Genomic DNA, 21931 nt, shown 5'->3' with positions numbered 1-21931 from the left:
TTTTGCTCCCTGATACTTTTTATGATATAATAATATATTGAAAAGAAGGAGGTATCAATGAAAAAACCTGGTTTAATTATTATAGCATTAATAACAACTATAATTCTTGCATGTGGAATATATTCGAAGACACCTAAATCCGATGCAAACGAACTTTGGTCATATATTCAAAAAACTAACTATACTTCATGGAAATTATTCCCTGGCACTACTAAATTGTATAAGGGACAAAGTCCCCATGGCGCTTTTCTAACATCTTATATTAATGATACTGGCTATAATAGTTTAAATAAAAAAACATTTAAATCAGGAACGATAATTGTAAAAGAAAATTATACCCCATCTGAAAAACTTGCCGCTATAACCGTAATGTATAAGATTGACGGTTATAATCCTGAAGGTGGTGACTGGTTTTGGGTTAAATACACTCCAAAAGGGGAAGTTCAGGTTTCTGGTAAAATCAAAGGGTGTATCACATGTCACTCTGATGTCAAAAATTATGACTGGTCGTTCTTAAAAGCTCAAATGTAAAAAAAAAAAATGCCCCTCTTCGGGGCTTTTTTTAAATGCGTCAACCTGACGCATATAACATCTAAACTCAGCTAAATCCGCTTGGACCACCACTACATGATGATCCACCACTTCCTCCAGAAATGGATGAAATTGTAGAAATTAATTTTTCTACATTCTTACTTTTACAGTGTGGACATTCTACTTCATCATTAAGCCTAAAAACAAGCTTTGTAAATTCCTTGCCACACTCTTTACATTTGTACTCATATATTGGCATACACTGCCACCTCTTTATAAGTATTTGTTTAATGCATCAAGGTAAACGCCTTTAGGTTGAACACCAATAAATTGTTCAACAACTTTACCATCTTTAAATATCATAACTGTTGGGATACTCATGATACCATATCTTGCAGCAAGACTTTGATTCTCATCAACATTTACCTTACCAACTTTAACCTTACCTTCTAACTCAGTAGCGAGTTGGTCTATTGTAGGTGCAAGCATTTTACATGGTCCACACCATACTGCCCAGAAATCCACTAGAACAGGAATATCACTTTCCAATACCTCTTTCTGGAAATTTTCTTCTGTAAAATTCAAAGCCATATTCAAACCTCCTTCAAATATTCATCGTTAATATATAACTTCTCTTATAATTGTCAATTAAAAAGCATTGCTTTTTCCATTCACAAGATTCACACGACTCAGATTTTGTATATTTGCATCTATAAATCATTCCAAGCCTTGTTATTGCAAAATCATATTTCACAGGATCATCCTCATCAATACTTTTAAAAAAATCAGTTATTTTTTCTACGTTTTTTCTGCTATTAATTTTATTATTTATGATATTATGTTTATATGCATATGTCAATATATGTATATCCAAAGGGAATTTCAACTCCTTTTTATTGTATCCTGCCCAAAGTCCGAAATCTATTTCATCTTTTCTAACCATCCATCTAAAAAACATCCTAATTCTTTTAGCAGCTGATTTCATTATATCTGGTAGCAAAAATGTTAATCCATTTGTTACATCATGGTCAAAATAATCAAAAAATTCATTTCTAAATTTGTCATAAGCCACTTCAATATTAGCAGATTGTTTTATAAAATAGTTATATAGGGATCCATAATCTTTATATATTTTGTGTAAAAACTGATAAAGTTTGTAAATATCGTCTTCTTTCTGAAACCTATAATATATACTCTTTTTATTCTTTTTCTTAAAAGGATCTACCCCATATTCTGTAAAAAATAGGTCTAAAAATCTTTGAATTAAACTAACTTTGCCGTAAGCAAAAACTGACGAAATAAAAGCAATAAACTCTTTATTACCAGCTAATTTATGGGGATAGATTACAGGATCAGTACCAATATAATCTTTATTATTGTACTTTTTATAAATGATATCCAAGAAATCTTTCATAAAAATAAAAGGAGGGACTTCCCTCCTAAATGAGCTTATTATTCTTTCTTTTCAAAGCTGTTTTGAGAACCACATTCAGGACATTTTCTAGGTTTACATCTACCTTCTTTTTCGTAACCACAGTTTTTACATTTAAAAACTGCCATTTATACCTCCTCTTTACTGTTTTTTACAGTTTTTACAAACACCAGAAATTGTTATATCAATATGGTCAATTTCAGCTATTATTGTTTTATCATAATCAAGATTAACTGATTCTAAATCATAAACCTTTTTACATACCCTACACACAAAATGACCATGTTCGCTTGTATCAGGGTCAAATCTGCTACAATTTGGATCTACATTTATCTGCTTTACAGCTCCAGATTTTACAAGAGTATCAAGAGTATTATAAATAGTCGCAAATGAAAAGTGCTTATTCTGTCTTCTCAAATCATCATAAATTTCTATTGCTGATGGATGGTTTTTATTGCCGTCAAGATATTCAACAATCCACATTCTTGGCTTAGTTAATTTAAATCCTGCTTTTTTCATGGCTTCCACAGCTTTTTCTTTAAACATAAGCAACTCCTGAAATTATTTTATTGGGTATATATTTGTTCTGCTAATATTTAATTTAGAAATATTATAATCCCAAAATTTAAAAAATTCAAGTAGATTAAATCCTCCCATAGGAGTTATTTTTAACTCTATTCTGTTTTTATCTTTGTGTATCAGATAATTATCAATACATACAATTTTCTTTTTGCCTTTTTTACTTATTTTCTCATAATAGTTTTTACCCTCAATTAACATTGATGAAAATATTTCTTCTGTAGCATCATCAAATTTGAACACTTGAATACAGTTATCAAAATTTTCACCATTATACTCAGTTATTGATTTTATTTTAAAACCTGATCTGAATTTTTCATTTAATTCATTGACTATTCTTTCAGTATCTAAAAATTCACTACATTCTACTACCATTATTTCATTTTCTCCGCTTATTCCCAAAGGAAGAGGATAAATGTAATTGATTTTCGGTTGTGGATTAAAACCACGGCTAAATTGTAGCTCAATATTATGTATTATAAAAATATGCTGGAAATATCTAGAGGTATCAAGAGCAGAATAAAAAATAGCATCACCTTTTTTTTCAAACCTTACTATATAGGTTTTTATATTTGTTTCTTTTTTACTTTTTATAGTTACAGCTTCTTTTTTCGCAAAAATATTTTTTATATTTTTAAAATCACAAACTCCACAACCCGTACACTTATCAAATCTACAATCTTCTGTAACTAAGCTATTTTTTGCTTTCTCAAGTTCATTCATCAAATATTTTTTCTCTAAACCAACATCAATATTGTCCCACGGCAAATCTTCGTAAAGACTATAGCCTTTGCTTGCATATTCATAAATATCTTGTCCATTTTTCTCAAAAATATTTTTCCATTTATCAAAATTAAAAAATTCACTCCATCCATCAAATATTAGCCTTTCATTGACAGCATCATAAAGCACCTTGCCCAGCTCAACCCCTCCCCTTGAAAAACAAGCCTCAAGAATACTCTGACCTACATCATGTAATTTTAGTTTTATTTTTCTTTTGCGCATTTCTTTTCTAAGTAAATCTTGCTTCTTTTTAAGAGAATAAACATGATCCTGACCTAACCATTGATAAGGAGTAAAAGGTTTTGGAACAAAATTTGAAACAGATACTGTTATTTCAAATTTTCTGTCAACTTTTCCTTTTATCTTTTCAGCAAGTGTTGCGATTGCAAGGACATCTTCATCTGTTTCAAAAGGCAAGCCTATCATAAAATAAAGTTTTGCATGATTAAAACCACCCTTATTTGCTAATTCAACCGCTTCTATTATCTCCTCTTCAGTTAAATTTTTATTAATACTATTTCTTAATCTCTGTGACCCTGCCTCAGGAGCAATTGTAAAACCAGATTTTCTTACTTTGGATAATTCTCTGAATATGAAGCTCTTTATTTGATCAGCCCTTACAGAGGGTAAACTAATAGAAATACTCTTATCTGATAAGCACTTGTTAGTTTCTACCAATAATTGTTCAAGATTACAAAAATCTGCTGCTGATAGAGATAAAAATGACAACTCAAAATAGCCTGTATTTTCTATTTGCGTTAATGCATTTTCTATTAAAGAAACTATTCCTCGCTCCCTTACTGGGCGGTAAATGAACCCTGCCTGACAAAAACGGCACCCTCTCGTACATCCTCTGCTTATTTCCAAACTAACTCTATCTTGAACAACAGAAAAATTTGGGACAATCGGTTTTTTACAAAAACCCTCCAAAGGAAAATCAACAAAAATTTTTCTTCTCACTTTCTTATCTTTTTCGACTTGAGGAACATATGTAAAATGAAATTTATTGAAAAACTCTAGCTTTTCCTTTCTACTCACATTTGCATTGTTACTAAATACTTCTAAAACATTCACTAGATCTTCTTCCATTTCTCCAATAAAAAAAACATCAACAAAATCTATTAAAGGTGCTGGATTTACAACACAAGGACCACCAGCAATAATTATGGGATCACTATCTTTTCTTTCTGTAGATAAAAGGGGGATATCAGACATTTTTATGATATATAAAAGATTTGTATACGAAAGCTCATATTGAAGAGAAAAACCAATTAAATCAAATTCTTTTAAAGGAGTATTTGTTTCTAGTGAAACAAAAATATCCTTACCAAAATAATCAATAGCATCTATCCATGGCATAAAAAATCTTTCACAAGCTATCTGACTACATTCATTTAATTTTTCGTATAAAAGTTTGAATCCATAATGAGACATTCCTACTTCATAAACATCAGGAAATGACAAACAAAAACGTATTTTATAATTATTCTTTACAACTGAATTAAGCTCACCACCTATGTAACGTAGTGGTTTGCTTATCATCAATAATTCTTTCTTATCAACTGACAATGTCATATCTCCTCATTGATATTGAATTAATTATTCCTGTTAACGTGAAAAATGTTATAATAGATGAACCACCGTAGCTTACAAAAGGCATCGGAATACCTACTACAGGCATTAACCCCACAGTCATAGCACTATTTACAAATGTTTGGAAAAAAATCAATGAAGCTCCCAGTAGACAAATAATCTTTCCTCCCGGTTCCTTAACAACTAAACCTACATACAAAATCTTAAAAATAAGCAAAAAAATGATACTCAAAATGGCTATACCACCAAAGAAGCCAAATTCTTCGTTAATTAATGAAAAAATAAAATCTGTATGTCTTTCTGGTAAGAATCTTAAATGGGATTGCGTCCCTTTTAAGAAGCCTTTTCCTTTCAAACCGCCTGACCCAATAGCAATTTTAGATTGAATGACATGATAACCTGCACCGAATGGATCTTTTTCTGGATACAAAAAAGTTATAATACGCTTTTTTTGATAATCCTTAAGTTGGCTCCATCCTATAGGTAAACTTATCAACATAAGTATAATTGTAACAAATACTGTGTACTTCCTAACTCCACAAAAAAGAAGAGCAATCCCCCAGAGAAACACATATACAAGAGCCGTACCTAAATCTGGCTGTAAAAAAATTAGTATAAAAATAGGGGCCAAAAACAATGCTTTTTTAAAAATATCTAAAAATGTAGAATAGTATATTTCATGGGTACTAAATTTTTTTGCCAAAAACAGAATCCATACAACTTTTATAAATTCTGATGGTTGAAGTCTAAATCCACCTATATTAATCCACCTTTGTGCACCCATACCAATATGTCCTTTGATAAGAACAAATCCTAAAATAATTAAACTTATATAATAAAAGATATGTGAATATTTCAGTAAGAACCTGTAATTAATAAATGTAAACAAAAAATAACTTATGATTCCAATAGTAATCCAAATTATCTGCTTTATATAAAAACCTTTAAAACTATTAGTATTTAAATCATATGAAGCAGAATATATAGCAATAACACCAAAAACAGAAATTAAGACAACCAATAAGGTCAAAATATAATCAAAATATTTAAAGTGTTTTCTATTTAATTGAAACATAACCTAAATCCACCAGTTTATTCGCTATTGCTCCAACAACTGGAGCTGCTCCCTTACTACCAGAACCACCATGTTCAACAAATGCCACAATTACATATTTAGGAGAATCAACAGGGACAATTCCTGCAAACCAAGAATGATCTCTATACTTCCATGGAATTTCATTTTCATCTTTATCTTTAAATTTTTTCAATGATATCACCTGTGCAGTTCCTGTTTTACCACCTATTTTTATTTTACTTACTCTTGCCCTATAACCAGTTGCATGTTTTGAATAAACTGTATCATATAATGCATCTAATATTTCTTTTGCATAAGTTTTATTTATATTTAGTTTATTATTAATTTCTACTTTTTTCTCAATAAAACCTTTATCTTCAAAACCATAAACTACTGTTGGCTTAAAGACTATCCCACCATTAAAGAGAGCCGATAACATCACAGCAATCTGAATAGGTGTTGTTGAAATGTAACCCTGACCAATAGAAGCAATAATTGTTTCACCTGGATACCAAGGCTGATGAAAACGTTTTTTCTTCCATTCTCTTGTTGGAAATATCCCAGCTTTTTCATTAGGTAAATCTATACCAGTTTTTTTCCCAAGATTGAAATTTAATGCATATTCTGAAATTTTATTTATGCCTAATACAAGTCCAACATTATAAAAATAAACATCACAAGATTGAACTATTGCATCATGCAAATCTAAATTGCCGTGTCCACCCTTTTTCCAACAACCATATTTATATCCATTAAAATCCAGCTTACCACCACAGAAGTATTGTGTATTGAAAGTGATAACTCCTTCGTTGAGTCCTATATAAGCCATCAAAATTTTAAAAACAGATCCAGGAGGATATGCATCTTCAATTACCCTGTTTGTCAAAGGTTTGTATGGATTTGTTATAATTTTATCCCAATCATCTTTTTTTATAAAAGGTATAAATTTATTTAAATCATAGGTAGGAGAAGAATACAAAGCCAAAATTCTCCCCGTTTGAATATTCATTATTACTACACCACCAACTTTATCACTAAAGATGTTTTTGACTGCCTTTTGTAAATCGTAATCAATACTCAAAATAAGGTTTTTACCTTTAACTGGTTTTTTAACCGATAACTCTTTTGAAACAAAACCTAAACTATCAACCTCAACCTGTCTGGCTCCATCAATTCCTCTAAGTTCATCTTCATATACTTTTTCCACCCCTGATTTACCTATCAAATCACCTACCTGATACCCTTTATTCTTCCTCAAATCATATTCTGTAACTTCTCCCATATAGCCAATTATATGACTCAAACTTTTACTGTCATAATAAGACCTTACGGTATCTACATCCAGTTTTATCCCTGGGAATTGTTCGTGATGTTCTAAAAGATAACTCAATTGCTGTTCTTTTAATCCTCTATAAATCATAAATGTACTATAATAGTATGCTTTTTTATATCTTTCACGAACAAGATCTTCATCAATTTCAATAATATCTTTCAGCTTTTTTATGAGATTATCAAAATCTTTTATATCAGATTTTGTAGCCATTAAATTATAACTAGGCTGATTCGTTACGAGAAGCGTACCATTTCTATCTCTAATAAATCCTCTGTCAGCTTTAATTCTCAAAATCCTAATTCTATTATTTTCAGACAAGTTCTTATATTTCTCGTATTTAACTATTTGTAAGTAAAATAATCTTCCCATCACACTCGAAAAAAATAAAAAAAACACAACTGTATATATTAATAACCTTTTGTTAAAAATATTATTTACTCTGTCACTCAGTGCCTTAAACAAAATATCTCTCCAATACAAAATTTAATAAAAGCATACTTATGGAGTTTACTAATAAAACTTCAAACAATAATGTTATATTGTTATTATGGTAATATAAAAAAACAAATCCAATAAAGACCAAAAGTACTGCCACTTTACCCAAAAAGATATAATACTTTCTTGTATAAAATAAATTAAGATATTTTGAAAATAAAAATTTTAAAATAAAGAAAACCAATAAACTAACTCCAAAGAACAAATCATTGATGTAATCTGAAAATAAAGATAAAATTATATCAGTTTCATTAATATTGATAATATTTATCCTTTTTGAAGCAATTAAAATCAAAATTGGATATTGAATCAAACCTAGAAATCCATCAAATACATTTGTAATAATATAAAAAAAAAGTAGTAAAAATAAATACTTACTAATTGTTTTGAATCTTTTCATTTTTTAGTATTACCAATACATTTTCTAATTTATTAAAATCCACAATGGGCTTTAAATAAACTTTTTTAAAAAGACCATAATCTTCGTTTTCATATTTCACAACAACACCCACAGGTAATCCTTTAGGATAAAGCATACCAAAACCTGATGTTATAAACAGATCTCCAATATTTACTTTACCAATATTCGAATAAAAATTTACTTCTAACAAACCATAGTCGGTACCAGACACAACTCCCGTCTCTCTCGTATTGAAATTCATAACAGCAACTTTCAAGCTTCTATCAAGCACAATTTTTACTTTGGCACTATGCCTGTACAATTCTACTACTTTCCCTACAAGCCCCTTGCTACTTATCACAGGCATATCCACATCTAAACCGTCATTACTACCTCTATCAATAATTATATACTTAATTAGCCCATAATTATTCCTACCGATCACATTGCATGCTATAGTATTAAATTCAAAAGCTTCTTTAAAATTAAGAAGTTTTTTTAACCTATCAAGTTCTTTCAATTTTTCTCTAAGTTTAATATTTTCAAAGTTTAATTTATCTAATTCATTTTTTAGTTTTTTATTTTCTTCCTTTACATTTATTAAATTGATATATTTATCAAAAGTTGATGTAAAAAAATCTACCGTATTATCAGCTAAATAAATAAAAGGATTTAAAATATTTCCCAGCAACCCCTTGATAGGCCTGTAAGTTTGGGGCATTTCAAACTGCATTAGAATTATAAAGAGTAAAATCAAAAATAAAAAAATATATCTTTTTTTAATAGCAAACATTAATCAATGGCAACTTTCCTCAATAAATCTAATTCCTCTAAAACTTTTCCAGAACCTAAAGCAACAGCAGTAAGAGGATCATCAGATACTATTATCGGTAAACCGGTCTCCTCAGATAATCTTTTATCCAAACCTTTTAACAACGCTCCTCCACCAGTTAAAACTATACCTTTATCTACAATGTCAGCTGCAAGTTCAGGAGGAGTTTTTTCTAAAGCAATCTTTACGGCATCAACAATTTTGCTAACTGCATCATTTAACGCTTCTCTAACCTCGTCGTCAGTGATTTCTATTGTTTTAGGTATTCCTGTAACTAAATCCCTCCCCTTAATTTCCACACTCATTTCTTCTTCTGTTTTAAAGGCAGAACCTATCTTCATTTTAATCTGCTCTGCAGCATTCATCCCTATTAAAAGATTGTATTTTCTCTTGATATAATTCACGATTGCTTCATCCATTTCATCTCCGCCCACTCTTACAGAGTTGGCATAAACAATACCAGAAAGAGAAATTACTGCCACTTCCGTTGTCCCACCACCAATATCCACAATCATATTACCTGTGGGCTCTTGAATAGGTAATCCTGCACCAATAGCAGCAGCCATTGGCTCTTCAATTAAATATACCTCTCTTGCGCCTGCTTGTATTGCAGAATCCTTTACAGCCCTTTTCTCTACTTGGGTACCACCAGATGGTATACAAATAACTATTCTTGGTCTTACAAGTGATTTTCGATGATGAACTTTCTGTATAAAATAACGCAGCATCTTTTCGGTAACTTCAAAGTTTGCAATTACTCCATCTTTCATAGGTCTTATAGCAACAATATTTGCAGGCGTTCTACCCAACATGCTCTTGGCTTCATTCCCTACAGCCAGTATTTCATTAGTATTATTGTTTATAGCAACAACAGATGGTTCATTACACACAATCCCTTTTCCTCTTACATAAATCAATGTATTAGCCGTTCCCAAATCTATGGCTAAATCGTTAGAAAATATGTCAAATATTTTATTAAAAATCATCCTTCACCTCCAAAATGCACTATATCAAACTTTTCAAATTGTATCAACATCTATAAATTCCACATTAAATTCGTTGGTATCTAATATTGCAAAAGTAGCAGAATCTGCCAAATAACCTGCTAATGTCCCTGGATTAACAATAAGTTGCCCATTTTTATTAAAGCTATACTTCACATGAGTATGACCGTAAAAAACAAAATCTATACTATTATCAATAAACATAGCAATATCACCCTCATGTAACAACAAGAACTTTTTATTATCTAATTCAAATAAGTAGGGAGGTTTAAAAATTCTGTTCTTAGATATCTCTTTTAGGTTTAACCATTCACCATCGTTATTTCCAAAAACTGCCCTATAATCACATTTCAATTCATTCATAACTTTTATTGTAAATGGTGAAATTATATCTCCGCAATGAAAAACAAAATCTACTCCAATATTATTCAGATAATGCACACACTTTTGCATATTGATTAAATTATCATGACTATCAGAAATTATCCCTATTTTCATAACACACCTCTATAATCAGTTATCGCTGAAAATGCTAACTGATTAAAAAACATCATGTATAAAACCTCCACCCAAAACCAAGTCATCCTGATAAATAGCAACCATCTGTCCTTTTGTTGGTGCAAATTGTGGTTCATCAAATAGAATTATTGCTTTATTCTCAGGTAAAATTTCCACCATACAATCAGCTTCTTCCATCCTATACCTTATTTTTGCTTTTGCTCTAAATATCCTTTTCCTATCATTTACGATATTTACATTTCTTAATTTTACTCCTCTCTTAAAAACATCATCTTTTTTTGCTAAATAAATATTTCCACTTTTTGCATCAATATTTGTAACATACAATGGTTCATGATAATTGAGGCCTAACCCCCGTCTTTGTCCTATAGTAAAAAATTCTATCCCTTCATGTTGTCTCATCTTTTTACCATTATAAATCAAATACCCCTTTTTAAACCTTTTAGAATCAATCCTTTCTTTTAAAAATTCTCTATAGTCCTTGCCACATAAAAAACAAACTTCCTGACTATCTTTTTTGGAAGCCACTTTTAACCCTATTTTATTAGCTAATTCTCTAACTTCATCTTTAGATTCTACATCTCCATGTGGAAAATATAATAAACTTACTTGAAACTCATCCAGCAACGCCAAGTAATAAGATTGATCCTTTTTCAAGTTTTTAGCTTTGCCAATATATTTTAAACCATCTTTTTCAACAACCTTTGCATAATGCCCAGTCACAATCATTTCAGCATTGTTCTTTTGCATTTCATTGAAGAGATAAACAAACTTTGCATTTTTATTGCAAAAAGCACATGGATTTGGTGTTTCCCCTTTTCGATAACTGTTTATAAAATAAGATATCACTTCTTTAAAATAACTACTATAGTCTGCAAGATACCATTTTATTCCAAGTTTTTCCGCTACATTTTTTGCATCTTCTATAAACTTAGTTGGGCCATCAAACAGTTTAAGAGTTACACCAATAACATCATAACCTTTTTCTAACATTTTATACGCAGCAACAGAGCTGTCAACACCGCCACTCATTGCAACCAAAACTTTTTTACTCATAATTCACCTTGTATTAATTTTTATGTCAAACTATTATATATTTTCAAAACATAACTATTGAAAAAAAAACAAAAATGCAATAATGATTTTCAAAAATAACAAAAAGGAGTGGAAAGTATATGGATAATCACAGAGTTGAAAAGTTAAATGATTTAAAAGCAATGGGTGTAAATCCTTATGTAAACTCGTTTAAAGTTCCATTTAAAATTTCTGTTATCAAAGAAAAATATATAAATACCTCAAACAACGAATTATTAGATAAAAAGTACAGAGTTACTGTTGCAGGTCGTGCTATGGCAATAAGAGAGTTTGGTAAAGCTGCCTTTATAAGTATAAAGGATAGAAGTGGAGTTATTCAGATATATATTTCAAAAAAAGATCTAAGCGAAGAAGAATATACTGTTTTCAAAAAAACAGATATTGGAGACTTTATTGGGGTTTCTGGATACCTTTTTAAAACTAAAACAGGAGAACTAACTGTCTTCGCTGAAAACTATAAAATCCTGACAAAGGCATTAAGAGATTTGCCTGAAAAATGGCACGGTTTAAAAGACGTAGAAAAAAGATATAGACAAAGATATGTGGATTTAATTGTAAATGATGATGTAAGGGAACTTTTCATAACCAGAAGCAAAATAATTCAGGAAATGAGAAAGTATTTTATAGAAAATGAATTTATAGAAGTAGAAACTCCTATGATGCAACCTATTGCAGGTGGAGCAACTGCAAAACCATTCATTACTCATCACAATGCTCTTGATATGACGCTTTATTTGAGAATTGCTCCAGAACTTTACTTAAAAAGATTAGTTATTGGAGGGCTTGAAAGAGTTTTTGAAATAAACAAAAATTTCAGAAATGAAGGTATTTCAACAAAACATAACCCAGAATTTACCATGGTAGAATGGTATATGGCATATGCAGATTATTATGACCAGATGGCATTTACTGAAAATATGTTATCTACCATTGCCCAAAATGTACTTGGTACTACTAAAATTACTTATGGTGATTACGAAATTGATTTAACACCACCATGGGATAAATTAACTTTAGAAGAGTCAATTGAGAAATACACAGATATTAAAAAAGAAGACTTAAAAGATTTTAACAAAGCAAAATCGATAGCTGAAAATCTTGGTATTAAAATTGAGAAAAACTGGGGACTTGGAAAAATAGTCCTTGAAATTTTTGAGAAGACTGTTGAAGAAAAATTGATTCAACCAACATTTATTATTGATTATCCAAAAGAGGTTTCACCACTTGCTAAATCAAAATTTAATAATCCTGAAGTTACTGAAAGGTTTGAGCTTTTTATAGCAGGAATGGAAGTTGCAAATGGTTTTAACGAACTCAATGACCCTATAGACCAAAAAGAGCGTTTTCAAAAACAAGTTGAAGCAAAAGAAGCTGGTGATGAAGAAGCTCACATGATGGACAATGATTATATTAGGGCTTTAGAATATGGACTACCACCCACTGCTGGACAGGGGCTTGGCATAGACAGATTAGTTATGATATTTACCAACAAAAATTCAATTAGAGAAGTAATCCTATTTCCACATATGAGGCCTGAAGAGGTATAATGTATTTAATAACGGAAGGATTAGAAAAATTTTTAATGGAAAGTAATGTATTTAAAAACTTATCATTAAAATTCTTAGAAAATATTCATGAAGCAGAAAAACTAAACGATGAAATAATTATTTTAAGGTATAACAATTGGTTATCAAACATAATAAAGAAACTTTTAAAAAAAGAAAACTTATTAATTATTTTGTATGATGATACTAGTGAATCACCTGAAAAAAATATTACTCATGAAAACACAATTATTATTAATATGAGTTTTTTGGAAAATGAACATTTTCATTTATTTTTATCTTCACTTTTAAAATGTTTAAAGTCTAAGCTTAATCATATACAAATGTTAAATGAAAAAATTTTTGATCTTGCCATAGCTTCTACAAACGTATTAGAAGAAAAAGAACGAATAGAACAGCTTGCAATCAGAGATGGACTTACAGGACTATACAACCATGCTTATTTTCAAGAAACACTAAACAAAACATTCTTAGAAGCTAAAAGATATGGTAAAAACTTTTCTTTAATAATAATCGATATAGATCATTTCAAAAAAGTAAATGATACATATGGACATTTAGCAGGTGATTTAGTTCTAAAAGAATTTGCAAATATTTTGGTTTCTAACTCAAGAAAATCTGATATTATTGCTCGATATGGTGGGGAGGAGTTTTCCGTTATTTTGACAAACACTTTTTTTGAAGGAGCAAAACAATATCTTGAAAAATTAATGTTCAAAATTTCAAATCATATTTTTGATTTTCAAAATTCTGTATTTAAAATTACATTTAGTGCTGGCTTTACACAATTTAAAGATAGCTATGAATCTGCTAAAGATATGCTAGACAAAGCTGATAAAGCACTTTATATAAGTAAAAATAACGGTAGAAACAGATACACTTATCTAGAATAAATATGGAGATGGTAGAAGGAATAAATTCTCTTTTAAAAAGAATTTATCACGAAAAAATTCTTGCTAGAAAAATAATAGATGATTTTATTAGAGAACAAAATTTAAGTTCTAAAGAAAGAAGAAAAGTAACAGATTTTTTATATGATTGTATAAGATTTATTGGATATGTGAAAAATAAAAATTTCAATGTTACATTTAATGAAATTTCAGAACTTAAAACCAAAGAGTTTACTTTAGATAAAAACACCTTGATAAATACTTTTGGATTTAATGAAGAAATTGCCGAAAAAATTATAAAAAGTATTGATTCCTTAGACCTATTCAAGCTTTTTTTAAATCGTGCACCATTAACCATAAGAGCAAATATGTTAAAAACAACTAGAGAAAAGCTCCTTTTGGAGTATTCTAAAAAATTTAAAAAATATGAATTAAAATTTACAGAGTTTTCACCTTACGGATTACAATTTGATAACCATATCAATGTGAGAGCCCTAGATAAATTTAAAAAAGGATACTTTGAAATACAAGATGAAGCCAGTCAGCTTGTAACATTTATAATACCTTTAAAACCTGGAAATAATATATTAGATATTTGCGCAGGAGCAGGAGGCAAATCACTATCTTTAGCAAGCCATTTTTACAACAGTGTATATATTGATGCTTATGATATTGATAAAAAAAGATTAGCTATTTTAAGACAAAGGGCAAGAGTATCTGAAGCAAAAATAAATATTGTTAAAAAACCAAAACCTTTTTACTACGACGTTGTACTAGTAGATGCACCCTGTTCTGGACTTGGAACTTGGCGTCGAGATGTGGATTTGAATATAAGAACAACTAACAGTTCCTTAAAAAAGAAAATTGAATTACAACAAAATATTTTTGATAACGCATTAAATGCAGCAAAAAAAGGGGGATATATAGTATACGTCACTTGCAGCTTCTTAAAAGATGAAAATGAAATGCAAGTAGATTATTTTTTAAACAAATATAAAAATAAAATTGAACTAATACCTGTATCTGAGTTTCTAGATCCTAATTATTATTCGCAATTAATTGACAATGATTTTTTCAAAACAACTCCAGCTCAAAATAGTATGGATTCATTTTTTGGAGCTATTTTCAAAAAACTAGTTTAAAGATTCTTCACTTCGCTCAGAATGACTAAAAAACCGTAACGATAATACCGTAACACGTAACGCGTGACAACCGTAACGCGATTTACGCTTTACGCGTTACGTATCACGCTTCCCACATTACGTGTTACGCATTACGCGTTACGATTTACGGCATCTGAAGGCGCATAATCCGGAAAATCTTTACGTATCAGTTAATTGTAAGCTTAAATTCTTTCTATTATGCATCCCCTCAAAATATTTTTTTCTTTTCGCTTGATTTTAAAATTGCGAAATGCCATTATATTGTTAAACAAACTCATCACTGCATGAGAAGTTAAATCAGGAGAGAAATTATGGTAAAAAAGGTACTTGTATCAATTCTGTTGCTATTGGTAACAGTAGTATTTGCTATCGCTGAAGACAAAATGGTAGCTAAAGTAAATGGTTCTCCCATTTATGAGTCTGAGGTAAACACAGTTTTTGCAGAAATTTTATTAAAAAACGGTATCGCACCAAGTAGTGTCGACTTTAACAATCCACAATTCAAAGAAATTAAAGAAAAAATACTCGATCAATTAATTGATAGAGAAGTACTTGCTCAGCACTCTGAAAAATTTGCTTATAAAGATATTGAAGAAGATATTAATAAAAAGCTTTCTGATTTAAAATCAAGCTTCAATAATGATAAAGAGTATCAAGATGCATTAAAAAGAAATAATTTAACTGAACAAGAACTAAGAAATAAAATAAGGAAAAATATTCTAGTTAGAAAACAAATTGATGCAATTAAAAGCAATATTAAGGTAACTGAAGTAGAAAAAAAAGAGTTTTACAATAAGAATATAAATAAATTTAAAACTACAGATAGTGTCCACGTAAAACATATTATAATTTTAACCGGAGAAAAAAGAAGCGATGCAGATGCAAAGAAGCTAATAGATGAGGTTTACAACAAGCTTAATAAAGGTGAATCCTTTGAAGAATTAGCAAAAAAATATTCAGAAGATGCTTCCGCTCAAAAAGGTGGAGATTTAGGCTTTATTACAAAAGGAAAAACTGTTCCAGAGTTTGAAAAAGTAGCTTTTGCTACGGAAACAGGAAAAATCAGCAAACCATTTAAATCACAATTTGGTTATCATATTTTAAAAGTAGTAGAAAATAAAAAAGGAAAAACGTTAACTTATGAAGAAGTTAAAGAGCAAATTGCTAAGTTGTTAGCAGATAATAAATTAGAGGAAACGATTCAAAACAAAATAAAAGAATGGCGTAAGAGTGATAAAATTGAGAAATACTTATGAAAAATAAACCGTTTATAGTGTTTATCTTATTTATTGTGATGTTTGGTGTATTATACGCAGTTTTTTCTTCAAAAACTGCTGTTCTTTCACCAAAACAACTTGCTGAAGAAAAATGTTCAAAATGTCATCATACATTTGAAGTCGTTAAAGATAAAAGACTTACAAGATTAGAATGGATTTCCATAATGGATAAAATGCAAAAAAATGGAGCAAATCTCAATAATAAAGAATATAAAATAATACTAAACTATCTCGTAAAAGAGTTTGGTAAAAAAAATAATTGATTATGAAGTTAAAAATAAGAGAGCCGGTCAATGCAGTTACACATTTGATTGGCTCTCTCTTCAGTATTGCAAGTTTTTATTTACTAGTTAGTGATAACTTACCTTTTTATAAAAAAATTGCTTTTTCTATTTACGCATTGGGAATGTTTTTATCTTTTACATCAAGTTTTATTTTTCACTCCATTACCAATAAAGAAAAATTGATTTTTCTTCTCAAAAAGATTGATCATATTATGATTTATATTTTCATTGCAGCTTCTTATACTCCAATATCTCTCATTGTATTAGAAAAAAAATGGGGTATTTCCATATTTGTAACTGTTTGGATAATAGCTATAATCGGGATATTAATTGAAATCTTATTTAAAAATATTCCTCGTAATCTTTCTACGGCAAATTATCTTCTCATGGGATGGACTGCAATTGTAGCAATTTATCCTTTATATACTTCTTTACCTCCTAATGCTTTTTTCTTATTAGTATTAGGCGGAATTTTTTATACAGTTGGTGCTGTTATTTATGCTGTTAAAAAACCGAATATTTTACAAGACGTTCTTGGATTTCATGAGATTTTTCATCTATTTGTGTTGATAGGAAGTTTCACACATTTTTTATTAATGTTTTTTTACATTAAAGGATAATTTCTGCAAAATAATTGAAGGAGGTTATCAATGGCTAAAATATTGATTTGGTTAGCTTCCGGTAAGAAAGAACTTCTTGAGCCTGGCATTACGTATGGTATTAATGCAAAAAAATACGGCTGGGTAGAAGATGTTAAATTTGTAATTTTTGGACAAGCTGAAAAATTATTGTTAGAAGATGAAGAGCTTTTTAAGACACTGCAAGAACATGTAGAACCTGTTTATTGTAAATTTGTTGCTGATCAAAAAGGAATCTCTGAAAAACTCGAGGAAAAAGGAGCAAAAGTGATATATGTCGGAGAATTTATATCAAATCTTATAAAAGAAGGATACGAAGTCCTCACCTTTTAAAAGGTCGTAACACGTGAAGCGTTATACGTAACATGTGATGCGTAACGCGTGACTCGTGATATAAATACCTTGACACGTAAGAGGTGGCAACCATAATGCGTTTCACTATTAACTCTTTACTGATCACGCTTCACGTATCACGCATCACGCGTTACGTACTATGGGGCACAGCTTTTCCCCTTGATTTCAAAAAAATTTTCCTTATTATCACACTTCATGAAAATACTTGTATTTAATCCATCTTTTATTGGTGATTCCATTCTAACAACCCCTCTCATAAAAGCATTAAAACATTTTTATCCTGACAGTAAGATTGATTTTTGTGTAAGACCAGAAAGTGCACCTCTTTTCAAAAATTTAAAATTTATTGATGAAGTAATAATCTTCGATAAAAGAAAAACTGAAAAAGGGGTGAGGAATTTATTCCGTTTTGCAAAAAAATTAAAAGAAAAAAATTTTGATTTGATTATCTCCTGTCACAAATCTTTAAGAAGCACATTAATAAATTATTTTGCAAATCCTAATAAATCTATCTCTTTTAAAGAATCTACCCTATCATTTTTATACACAAAAACTATCAATCGAGATATGAGCTTACATGAAGTGGAAAGAAACCTATTGCTACTCAAACCACTTCTAAAAAATATTAACTTTCAAGAGATTAAGAAAATTGCCGGAAAACCAGAAGTTTCTTATGATGACATATTATACATAAAAATTAAAAAATTTTTGAAAGCTTCATTTCCAAATAGAAAAATTGTGGGAATAGCTCCAGCGAGTGTGTGGCCTACAAAAATGTGGCCTGCAGAATATTTTTCAAAGCTCATCGAAAAATTATATAAAAATAATTATATACCCATAATTTTTGCATCCAAAAATGAAATTCCAGTGGTTAATAAAATTAAAACTTATACTTCCACACCATTTATAAATTTAGCAGGCAAAACATCGATTTTAGAATTATCCACGTGGATAAAATCTGTGGATCTGCTTATTTCAAATGATAGTGCTCCCCTTCACATAAGTGTAGCCCACAATAAGCCTGTTGTGGCTATTTTTGGGCCTACTGTAAAAGAGCTTGGTTTTTACCCCTATGATGATAAAAGCATTGTAGTTGAAAACAAAGGGTTAGATTGTCGTCCCTGCGGACTGCACGGGGGTAAAAAATGTCCTAAAAAACATTTTAAATGTATGCTTGATATCAGTCCAGAAGAAGTTTACAACGCATTTTTAAAGGTGATTAATGGGTAAGAAAGTACTTTTCGTAAGATTTTCATCAATTGGAGATATAATTCTAACCACTGGAGTAATAAACCTTTTTCATAAACAATATCCTGAATATGAAATTCACTTTTTAACAGCTAAAGGATTTGAAGATTTAATAGCTTCAAGACCTGAAATTAAAAAAATTTTATCAATAGACAGAAAAAGCTCTCTTTTTGAATATCTAAAATTTATACAGGACAATATCAATGATTACGACTACATATTTGATCTGCATAGTAATTTAAGGACTTTTTTTCTAAAGATTTTTTCTCCATCAGAAATAAGTTCTTATAAAAAGGATTCGTTTAAAAGAAGAATGTTTGTCAAATTTCGTCTATTTAAAAACTCATTGGAAAAACATGTGGTTGAAAAGTATTATGATGCTGTAAATAAAATACTGCCTGTAGAAATCGATACTATCGAAGATTTGCGCCCTACTCTAAAAAAAATAAGTCAAAAAGAAGATACAATTGTTATCCACCCCTTTGCTAGTAAAAAAACTAAAGAATGGCCTCATTTTGATGAGCTTGCCATAAAACTAGCTGATAAAGGGGAAAAAATTACTATTGTAGGCAACGGTAATTTTAATATTAAACATAAAAATATTTGTGATCTCACAAATAAAACAACTTTTACGGAACTGATAACAATTATAGCAAAAGCAAAACTTTTAATAACAACAGATTCAGGTCCCATGCATATCGGTATAGGCTGCAATACAGCTACAATTGCTATTTTCGGCTCAACTACAAAAGAATTAGGTTTTTACCCTATCTTTGAACACTCCCATGTTATAGAAAACAATTCTCTTGACTGTCGCCCTTGCCACATACATGGTTTATCAAAATGCCCCAAAAAACACTTTAAATGCATGATGGATATAAATGCAGATGAGGTATACGAAAAAATAAAAACTTTTTTAAGAAGTATATGAAAAATGACTTTTGTAATTTCTAAACTTTTTACATATTTTTTATTGCCACCAGGAGTTTTCATCTTACTTTTATTAATTATATCAATAAGTTTATCACATATTTTAAAGTTATTAAAGAATTTTAAAGGTTATAGCATTTATAACAAACTAAACAAACACATTAAACTTATTAGACTCTTTTCAATTATATCTATTTTTACAATTTATTTGCTTTCCATTGAACCGACAAAAGATTTTTTACTTTTACCTCTTGAAAATAGTTACCCACCTTTAAATTTTAATACTATAAAAAATGCTGACATTATAATTGTTCTAGGTGGTGGCAGTTATGACAGATCTCCAGATGAACATTTCCATGCATCAGTAAAACCTGACCCATTTAAAAGATTGATTTATGCATACTACATTCATAAAACCACTAACCTACCAATTCTAGTAAGTGGCGGACGCGTATTTAAATCCGAAAGAATTGAATCCGAAGCAAATGCTATGAAAAGAGTTTTGATCAAGCTGGGAGTAAGCGAATTCATGATCTTCACTGATACAAAAAGTAAAAATACCTATGAAAATGCTTTCTTTTGCAAAAAGATAATGTCAAAATTGAAAATAAAGAATGCTATATTAGTAACATCAGCATACCATATGAAAAGAGCAGTATTATCTTTCAAAAAAGTAAATGTTAAAGTAATTCCTGCTCCCACCGACTATAAAACAGATAGAACAGGTTACAATTTTGACAGCTTTATGCCAAAAATGAGCTATCTTTACGATACATGGTGTGCCCTTCACGAATACATAGGCTTAATTTACTACTCATTTAAATACTAAAATAAAATTATTATAAATGCACAAAAAAGATATTGACATATGATTATTCACAAAATAACATTACTTATTATAAGGAAACTAGGAGGTATATTATTATGAACAAAAAAGGTTTCACGTTAATTGAGCTTGTAATTGTAATAGTGATTCTTGGTATTCTTGCAGCAGTAGCTGTACCAAAGTTCATTAATTTGCAAAGTGATGCTAAAAAAGCAGCTGTGAGTGGATTGGGTGGAGCTGTTAAATCAGCAGCAAATTTAGTGAAAGCACGTTGGATGGTTGATGGAGGGACTTCTGATAATGTTACAATAGAAGGTAAAACTGTTAATGTTTTAGGCGGTACAGGTTATCCTGATGCGACAGCAAATGGTATAGGTTCAGCAGTTGATTATGATAATGAAACATTTGTTTTTACTAATTCTGGTGGTGCTACAGGTACTGCTACATTTTTATATGACAATACTTCAAATTGTGGTGTAAAATATGAGGTAAATTCCTCAGATAATACTACTACTGTTACAATACTTACAGATGGTTGTTAATAATATATACATTTATAAGAAAAAGGGGCTTTTTGGCCCTTTTTTGTCATGAATAAAAAAAATTATAGCGGATTTACATTAATAGAGTTGATTTTAGTTATTGTAATCTTGGGTATCCTTGGCTCTCTTATCTTTGCAAAGTTTACAAGTTTAAAAAAAGACAGTGAGATTGTCAAAGTAAAAGCTATTGCAAGAGCATTTCAAGAAGGTGTAAGATTAATTCATGCCAAGTGGATAGTATCTGGTGCCTCTTCTTGTGTGGAAAATATTGTTGATGATATTGATGTTAAGAATGGTTGGCCAATAGGTGTAAATGGGTGTGTTTTTGCATGGCAGGACTGTGATGATATATTAACATCTGTATTAGAGTTTTCTCCAACTGCTGGATATTCTACAACAAAACAATACAAAGGAGAAGAATTTAAAACTAGAAAAGTCAATGAAACTTGTGAGTATTGGCTGGCAAGTGATGAAACATTAAAGTTTGTTTACAACCCATCTGATGGCTCAGTTGTATTGTTATTTAAGTGATTTTTTGTTAAA

The 21931-nt window shown here is 29.9% G+C and carries 26 protein-coding genes; 13 read left to right on the top strand and 13 right to left on the bottom strand.

What is annotated here, in order from left to right; genetic code table 11:
• Positions 1–57: 57 nt before the first annotated feature.
• Positions 58–531: a cytochrome P460 family protein gene (locus tag FHQ18_RS10125; RefSeq protein ID WP_149267064.1), complete on the top strand. Its 474-nt coding sequence runs from the start codon at positions 58–60 to the stop codon at positions 529–531.
• 67 nt (positions 532–598) lie between these two features.
• Here the strand turns inward: FHQ18_RS10125 and FHQ18_RS10120 are convergent, their stop codons facing one another.
• The 13 genes from FHQ18_RS10120 to mnmA are packed head-to-tail and all read right to left on the bottom strand — an operon-like array spanning position 599 to position 11632.
• Positions 599–790 (bottom strand): FmdB family zinc ribbon protein, encoded by a 192-nt coding sequence (locus FHQ18_RS10120; RefSeq protein ID WP_149267063.1) that lies wholly within the window; start codon positions 788–790, stop codon positions 599–601.
• A gap of 14 nt (positions 791–804) precedes the next feature.
• Positions 805–1122: a thioredoxin gene (trxA, locus tag FHQ18_RS10115; protein ID WP_149267062.1), complete on the bottom strand. Its 318-nt coding sequence runs from the start codon at positions 1120–1122 to the stop codon at positions 805–807.
• A gap of 13 nt (positions 1123–1135) precedes the next feature.
• Entirely contained in the window at positions 1136–1945 is an 810-nt protein-coding gene (locus FHQ18_RS10110) for a TIGR02757 family protein (protein ID WP_149267061.1), read from the bottom strand.
• 38 nt (positions 1946–1983) lie between these two features.
• Positions 1984–2091: an RCKP-type rubredoxin-like domain-containing protein gene (locus tag FHQ18_RS10105; RefSeq protein ID WP_149267060.1), complete on the bottom strand. Its 108-nt coding sequence runs from the start codon at positions 2089–2091 to the stop codon at positions 1984–1986.
• Positions 2092–2104: 13 nt separating this feature from the next.
• Complete coding sequence (locus tag FHQ18_RS10100; RefSeq protein WP_149267059.1) at positions 2105–2509, bottom strand: Fur family transcriptional regulator; 405 nt, start codon at positions 2507–2509, stop codon at positions 2105–2107.
• Between the two features lie 15 nt (positions 2510–2524).
• Positions 2525–4900 carry a TIGR03960 family B12-binding radical SAM protein gene (locus FHQ18_RS10095; RefSeq protein ID WP_149267058.1) on the bottom strand — a complete coding sequence of 792 codons (2376 nt, stop codon included), beginning with the start codon at positions 4898–4900 and terminating at the stop codon, positions 2525–2527.
• Complete coding sequence (gene rodA, locus FHQ18_RS10090; RefSeq protein ID WP_149267057.1) at positions 4884–5993, bottom strand: rod shape-determining protein RodA; 1110 nt, start codon at positions 5991–5993, stop codon at positions 4884–4886. Before rodA ends, FHQ18_RS10095 begins: the two co-directional genes overlap by 17 nt.
• Positions 5977–7788 (bottom strand): penicillin-binding protein 2, encoded by a 1812-nt coding sequence (gene mrdA, locus FHQ18_RS10085; RefSeq protein WP_149267056.1) that lies wholly within the window; start codon positions 7786–7788, stop codon positions 5977–5979. The genes rodA and mrdA overlap by 17 nt, the downstream gene beginning before the upstream one ends.
• Positions 7781–8221, bottom strand: coding sequence for a hypothetical protein (locus FHQ18_RS10080; protein WP_149267055.1), 441 nt, complete (start codon positions 8219–8221; stop codon positions 7781–7783). Before FHQ18_RS10080 ends, mrdA begins: the two co-directional genes overlap by 8 nt.
• Complete coding sequence (mreC, locus tag FHQ18_RS10075) at positions 8199–9014, bottom strand: rod shape-determining protein MreC (RefSeq protein ID WP_149267054.1); 816 nt, start codon at positions 9012–9014, stop codon at positions 8199–8201. The genes FHQ18_RS10080 and mreC overlap by 23 nt, the downstream gene beginning before the upstream one ends.
• Positions 9014–10039: a rod shape-determining protein gene (locus tag FHQ18_RS10070; protein ID WP_149267053.1), complete on the bottom strand. Its 1026-nt coding sequence runs from the start codon at positions 10037–10039 to the stop codon at positions 9014–9016. The genes mreC and FHQ18_RS10070 overlap by 1 nt, the downstream gene beginning before the upstream one ends.
• A 33-nt stretch (positions 10040–10072) precedes the next feature.
• A complete protein-coding gene (locus tag FHQ18_RS10065; RefSeq protein WP_149267052.1) occupies positions 10073–10555 on the bottom strand; it encodes a metallophosphoesterase in 483 nt (160 codons plus the stop codon).
• 42 nt (positions 10556–10597) lie between these two features.
• Complete coding sequence (mnmA, locus tag FHQ18_RS10060; protein WP_149267051.1) at positions 10598–11632, bottom strand: tRNA 2-thiouridine(34) synthase MnmA; 1035 nt, start codon at positions 11630–11632, stop codon at positions 10598–10600.
• 119 nt (positions 11633–11751) lie between these two features.
• Between mnmA and lysS the strand changes: the two genes are divergently transcribed.
• The 12 genes from lysS to FHQ18_RS10000 all read left to right on the top strand — a co-directional run bounded on the left by lysS (position 11752) and on the right by FHQ18_RS10000 (position 21919).
• Positions 11752–13218: a lysine--tRNA ligase gene (gene lysS, locus FHQ18_RS10055; RefSeq protein ID WP_149267050.1), complete on the top strand. Its 1467-nt coding sequence runs from the start codon at positions 11752–11754 to the stop codon at positions 13216–13218.
• Positions 13218–14129, top strand: coding sequence for a GGDEF domain-containing protein (locus tag FHQ18_RS10050; RefSeq protein ID WP_149267049.1), 912 nt, complete (start codon positions 13218–13220; stop codon positions 14127–14129). Before lysS ends, FHQ18_RS10050 begins: the two co-directional genes overlap by 1 nt.
• 2 nt (positions 14130–14131) lie before the next feature.
• Positions 14132–15268 (top strand): RsmB/NOP family class I SAM-dependent RNA methyltransferase, encoded by a 1137-nt coding sequence (locus tag FHQ18_RS10045; protein ID WP_149267048.1) that lies wholly within the window; start codon positions 14132–14134, stop codon positions 15266–15268.
• A gap of 332 nt (positions 15269–15600) precedes the next feature.
• A complete protein-coding gene (locus FHQ18_RS10040; RefSeq protein ID WP_149267047.1) occupies positions 15601–16545 on the top strand; it encodes a peptidylprolyl isomerase in 945 nt (314 codons plus the stop codon).
• On the top strand, positions 16542–16829 hold the full coding sequence (locus FHQ18_RS10035; protein ID WP_149267046.1) for a hypothetical protein: 288 nt from the start codon (positions 16542–16544) through the stop codon (positions 16827–16829). The genes FHQ18_RS10040 and FHQ18_RS10035 overlap by 4 nt, the downstream gene beginning before the upstream one ends.
• A gap of 2 nt (positions 16830–16831) precedes the next feature.
• Positions 16832–17470 (top strand): PAQR family membrane homeostasis protein TrhA, encoded by a 639-nt coding sequence (trhA, locus tag FHQ18_RS10030; RefSeq protein WP_149267045.1) that lies wholly within the window; start codon positions 16832–16834, stop codon positions 17468–17470.
• 30 nt (positions 17471–17500) lie between these two features.
• On the top strand, positions 17501–17821 hold the full coding sequence (locus tag FHQ18_RS10025) for a hypothetical protein (RefSeq protein ID WP_149267044.1): 321 nt from the start codon (positions 17501–17503) through the stop codon (positions 17819–17821).
• A gap of 216 nt (positions 17822–18037) precedes the next feature.
• Positions 18038–19072, top strand: coding sequence for a lipopolysaccharide heptosyltransferase II (waaF, locus tag FHQ18_RS10020; protein ID WP_149267043.1), 1035 nt, complete (start codon positions 18038–18040; stop codon positions 19070–19072).
• Positions 19065–20021, top strand: a complete 957-nt coding sequence (locus FHQ18_RS10015) for a glycosyltransferase family 9 protein (RefSeq protein WP_149267042.1) — start codon at positions 19065–19067, stop codon at positions 20019–20021. The genes waaF and FHQ18_RS10015 overlap by 8 nt, the downstream gene beginning before the upstream one ends.
• Positions 20022–20024: 3 nt before the next feature.
• Entirely contained in the window at positions 20025–20849 is an 825-nt protein-coding gene (locus FHQ18_RS10010; protein WP_149267041.1) for a YdcF family protein, read from the top strand.
• 95 nt (positions 20850–20944) lie between these two features.
• The gene (locus FHQ18_RS12880; protein ID WP_149267040.1) at positions 20945–21388 is read left to right on the top strand and encodes a type II secretion system protein; all 444 of its coding nucleotides are present in this window, start codon (positions 20945–20947) and stop codon (positions 21386–21388) included.
• A gap of 48 nt (positions 21389–21436) precedes the next feature.
• On the top strand, positions 21437–21919 hold the full coding sequence (locus FHQ18_RS10000; protein ID WP_149267039.1) for a type II secretion system protein: 483 nt from the start codon (positions 21437–21439) through the stop codon (positions 21917–21919).
• Positions 21920–21931 lie beyond the last annotated feature (12 nt).

The sequence above is a fragment of the Deferribacter autotrophicus genome, assembly GCF_008362905.1.
Lineage (GTDB): Bacteria > Chrysiogenota > Deferribacteres > Deferribacterales > Deferribacteraceae > Deferribacter > Deferribacter autotrophicus.
The sequence above is the reverse complement of the archived record's forward strand: the minus strand, read 5'-3'. Positions and strand labels throughout refer to the sequence as shown.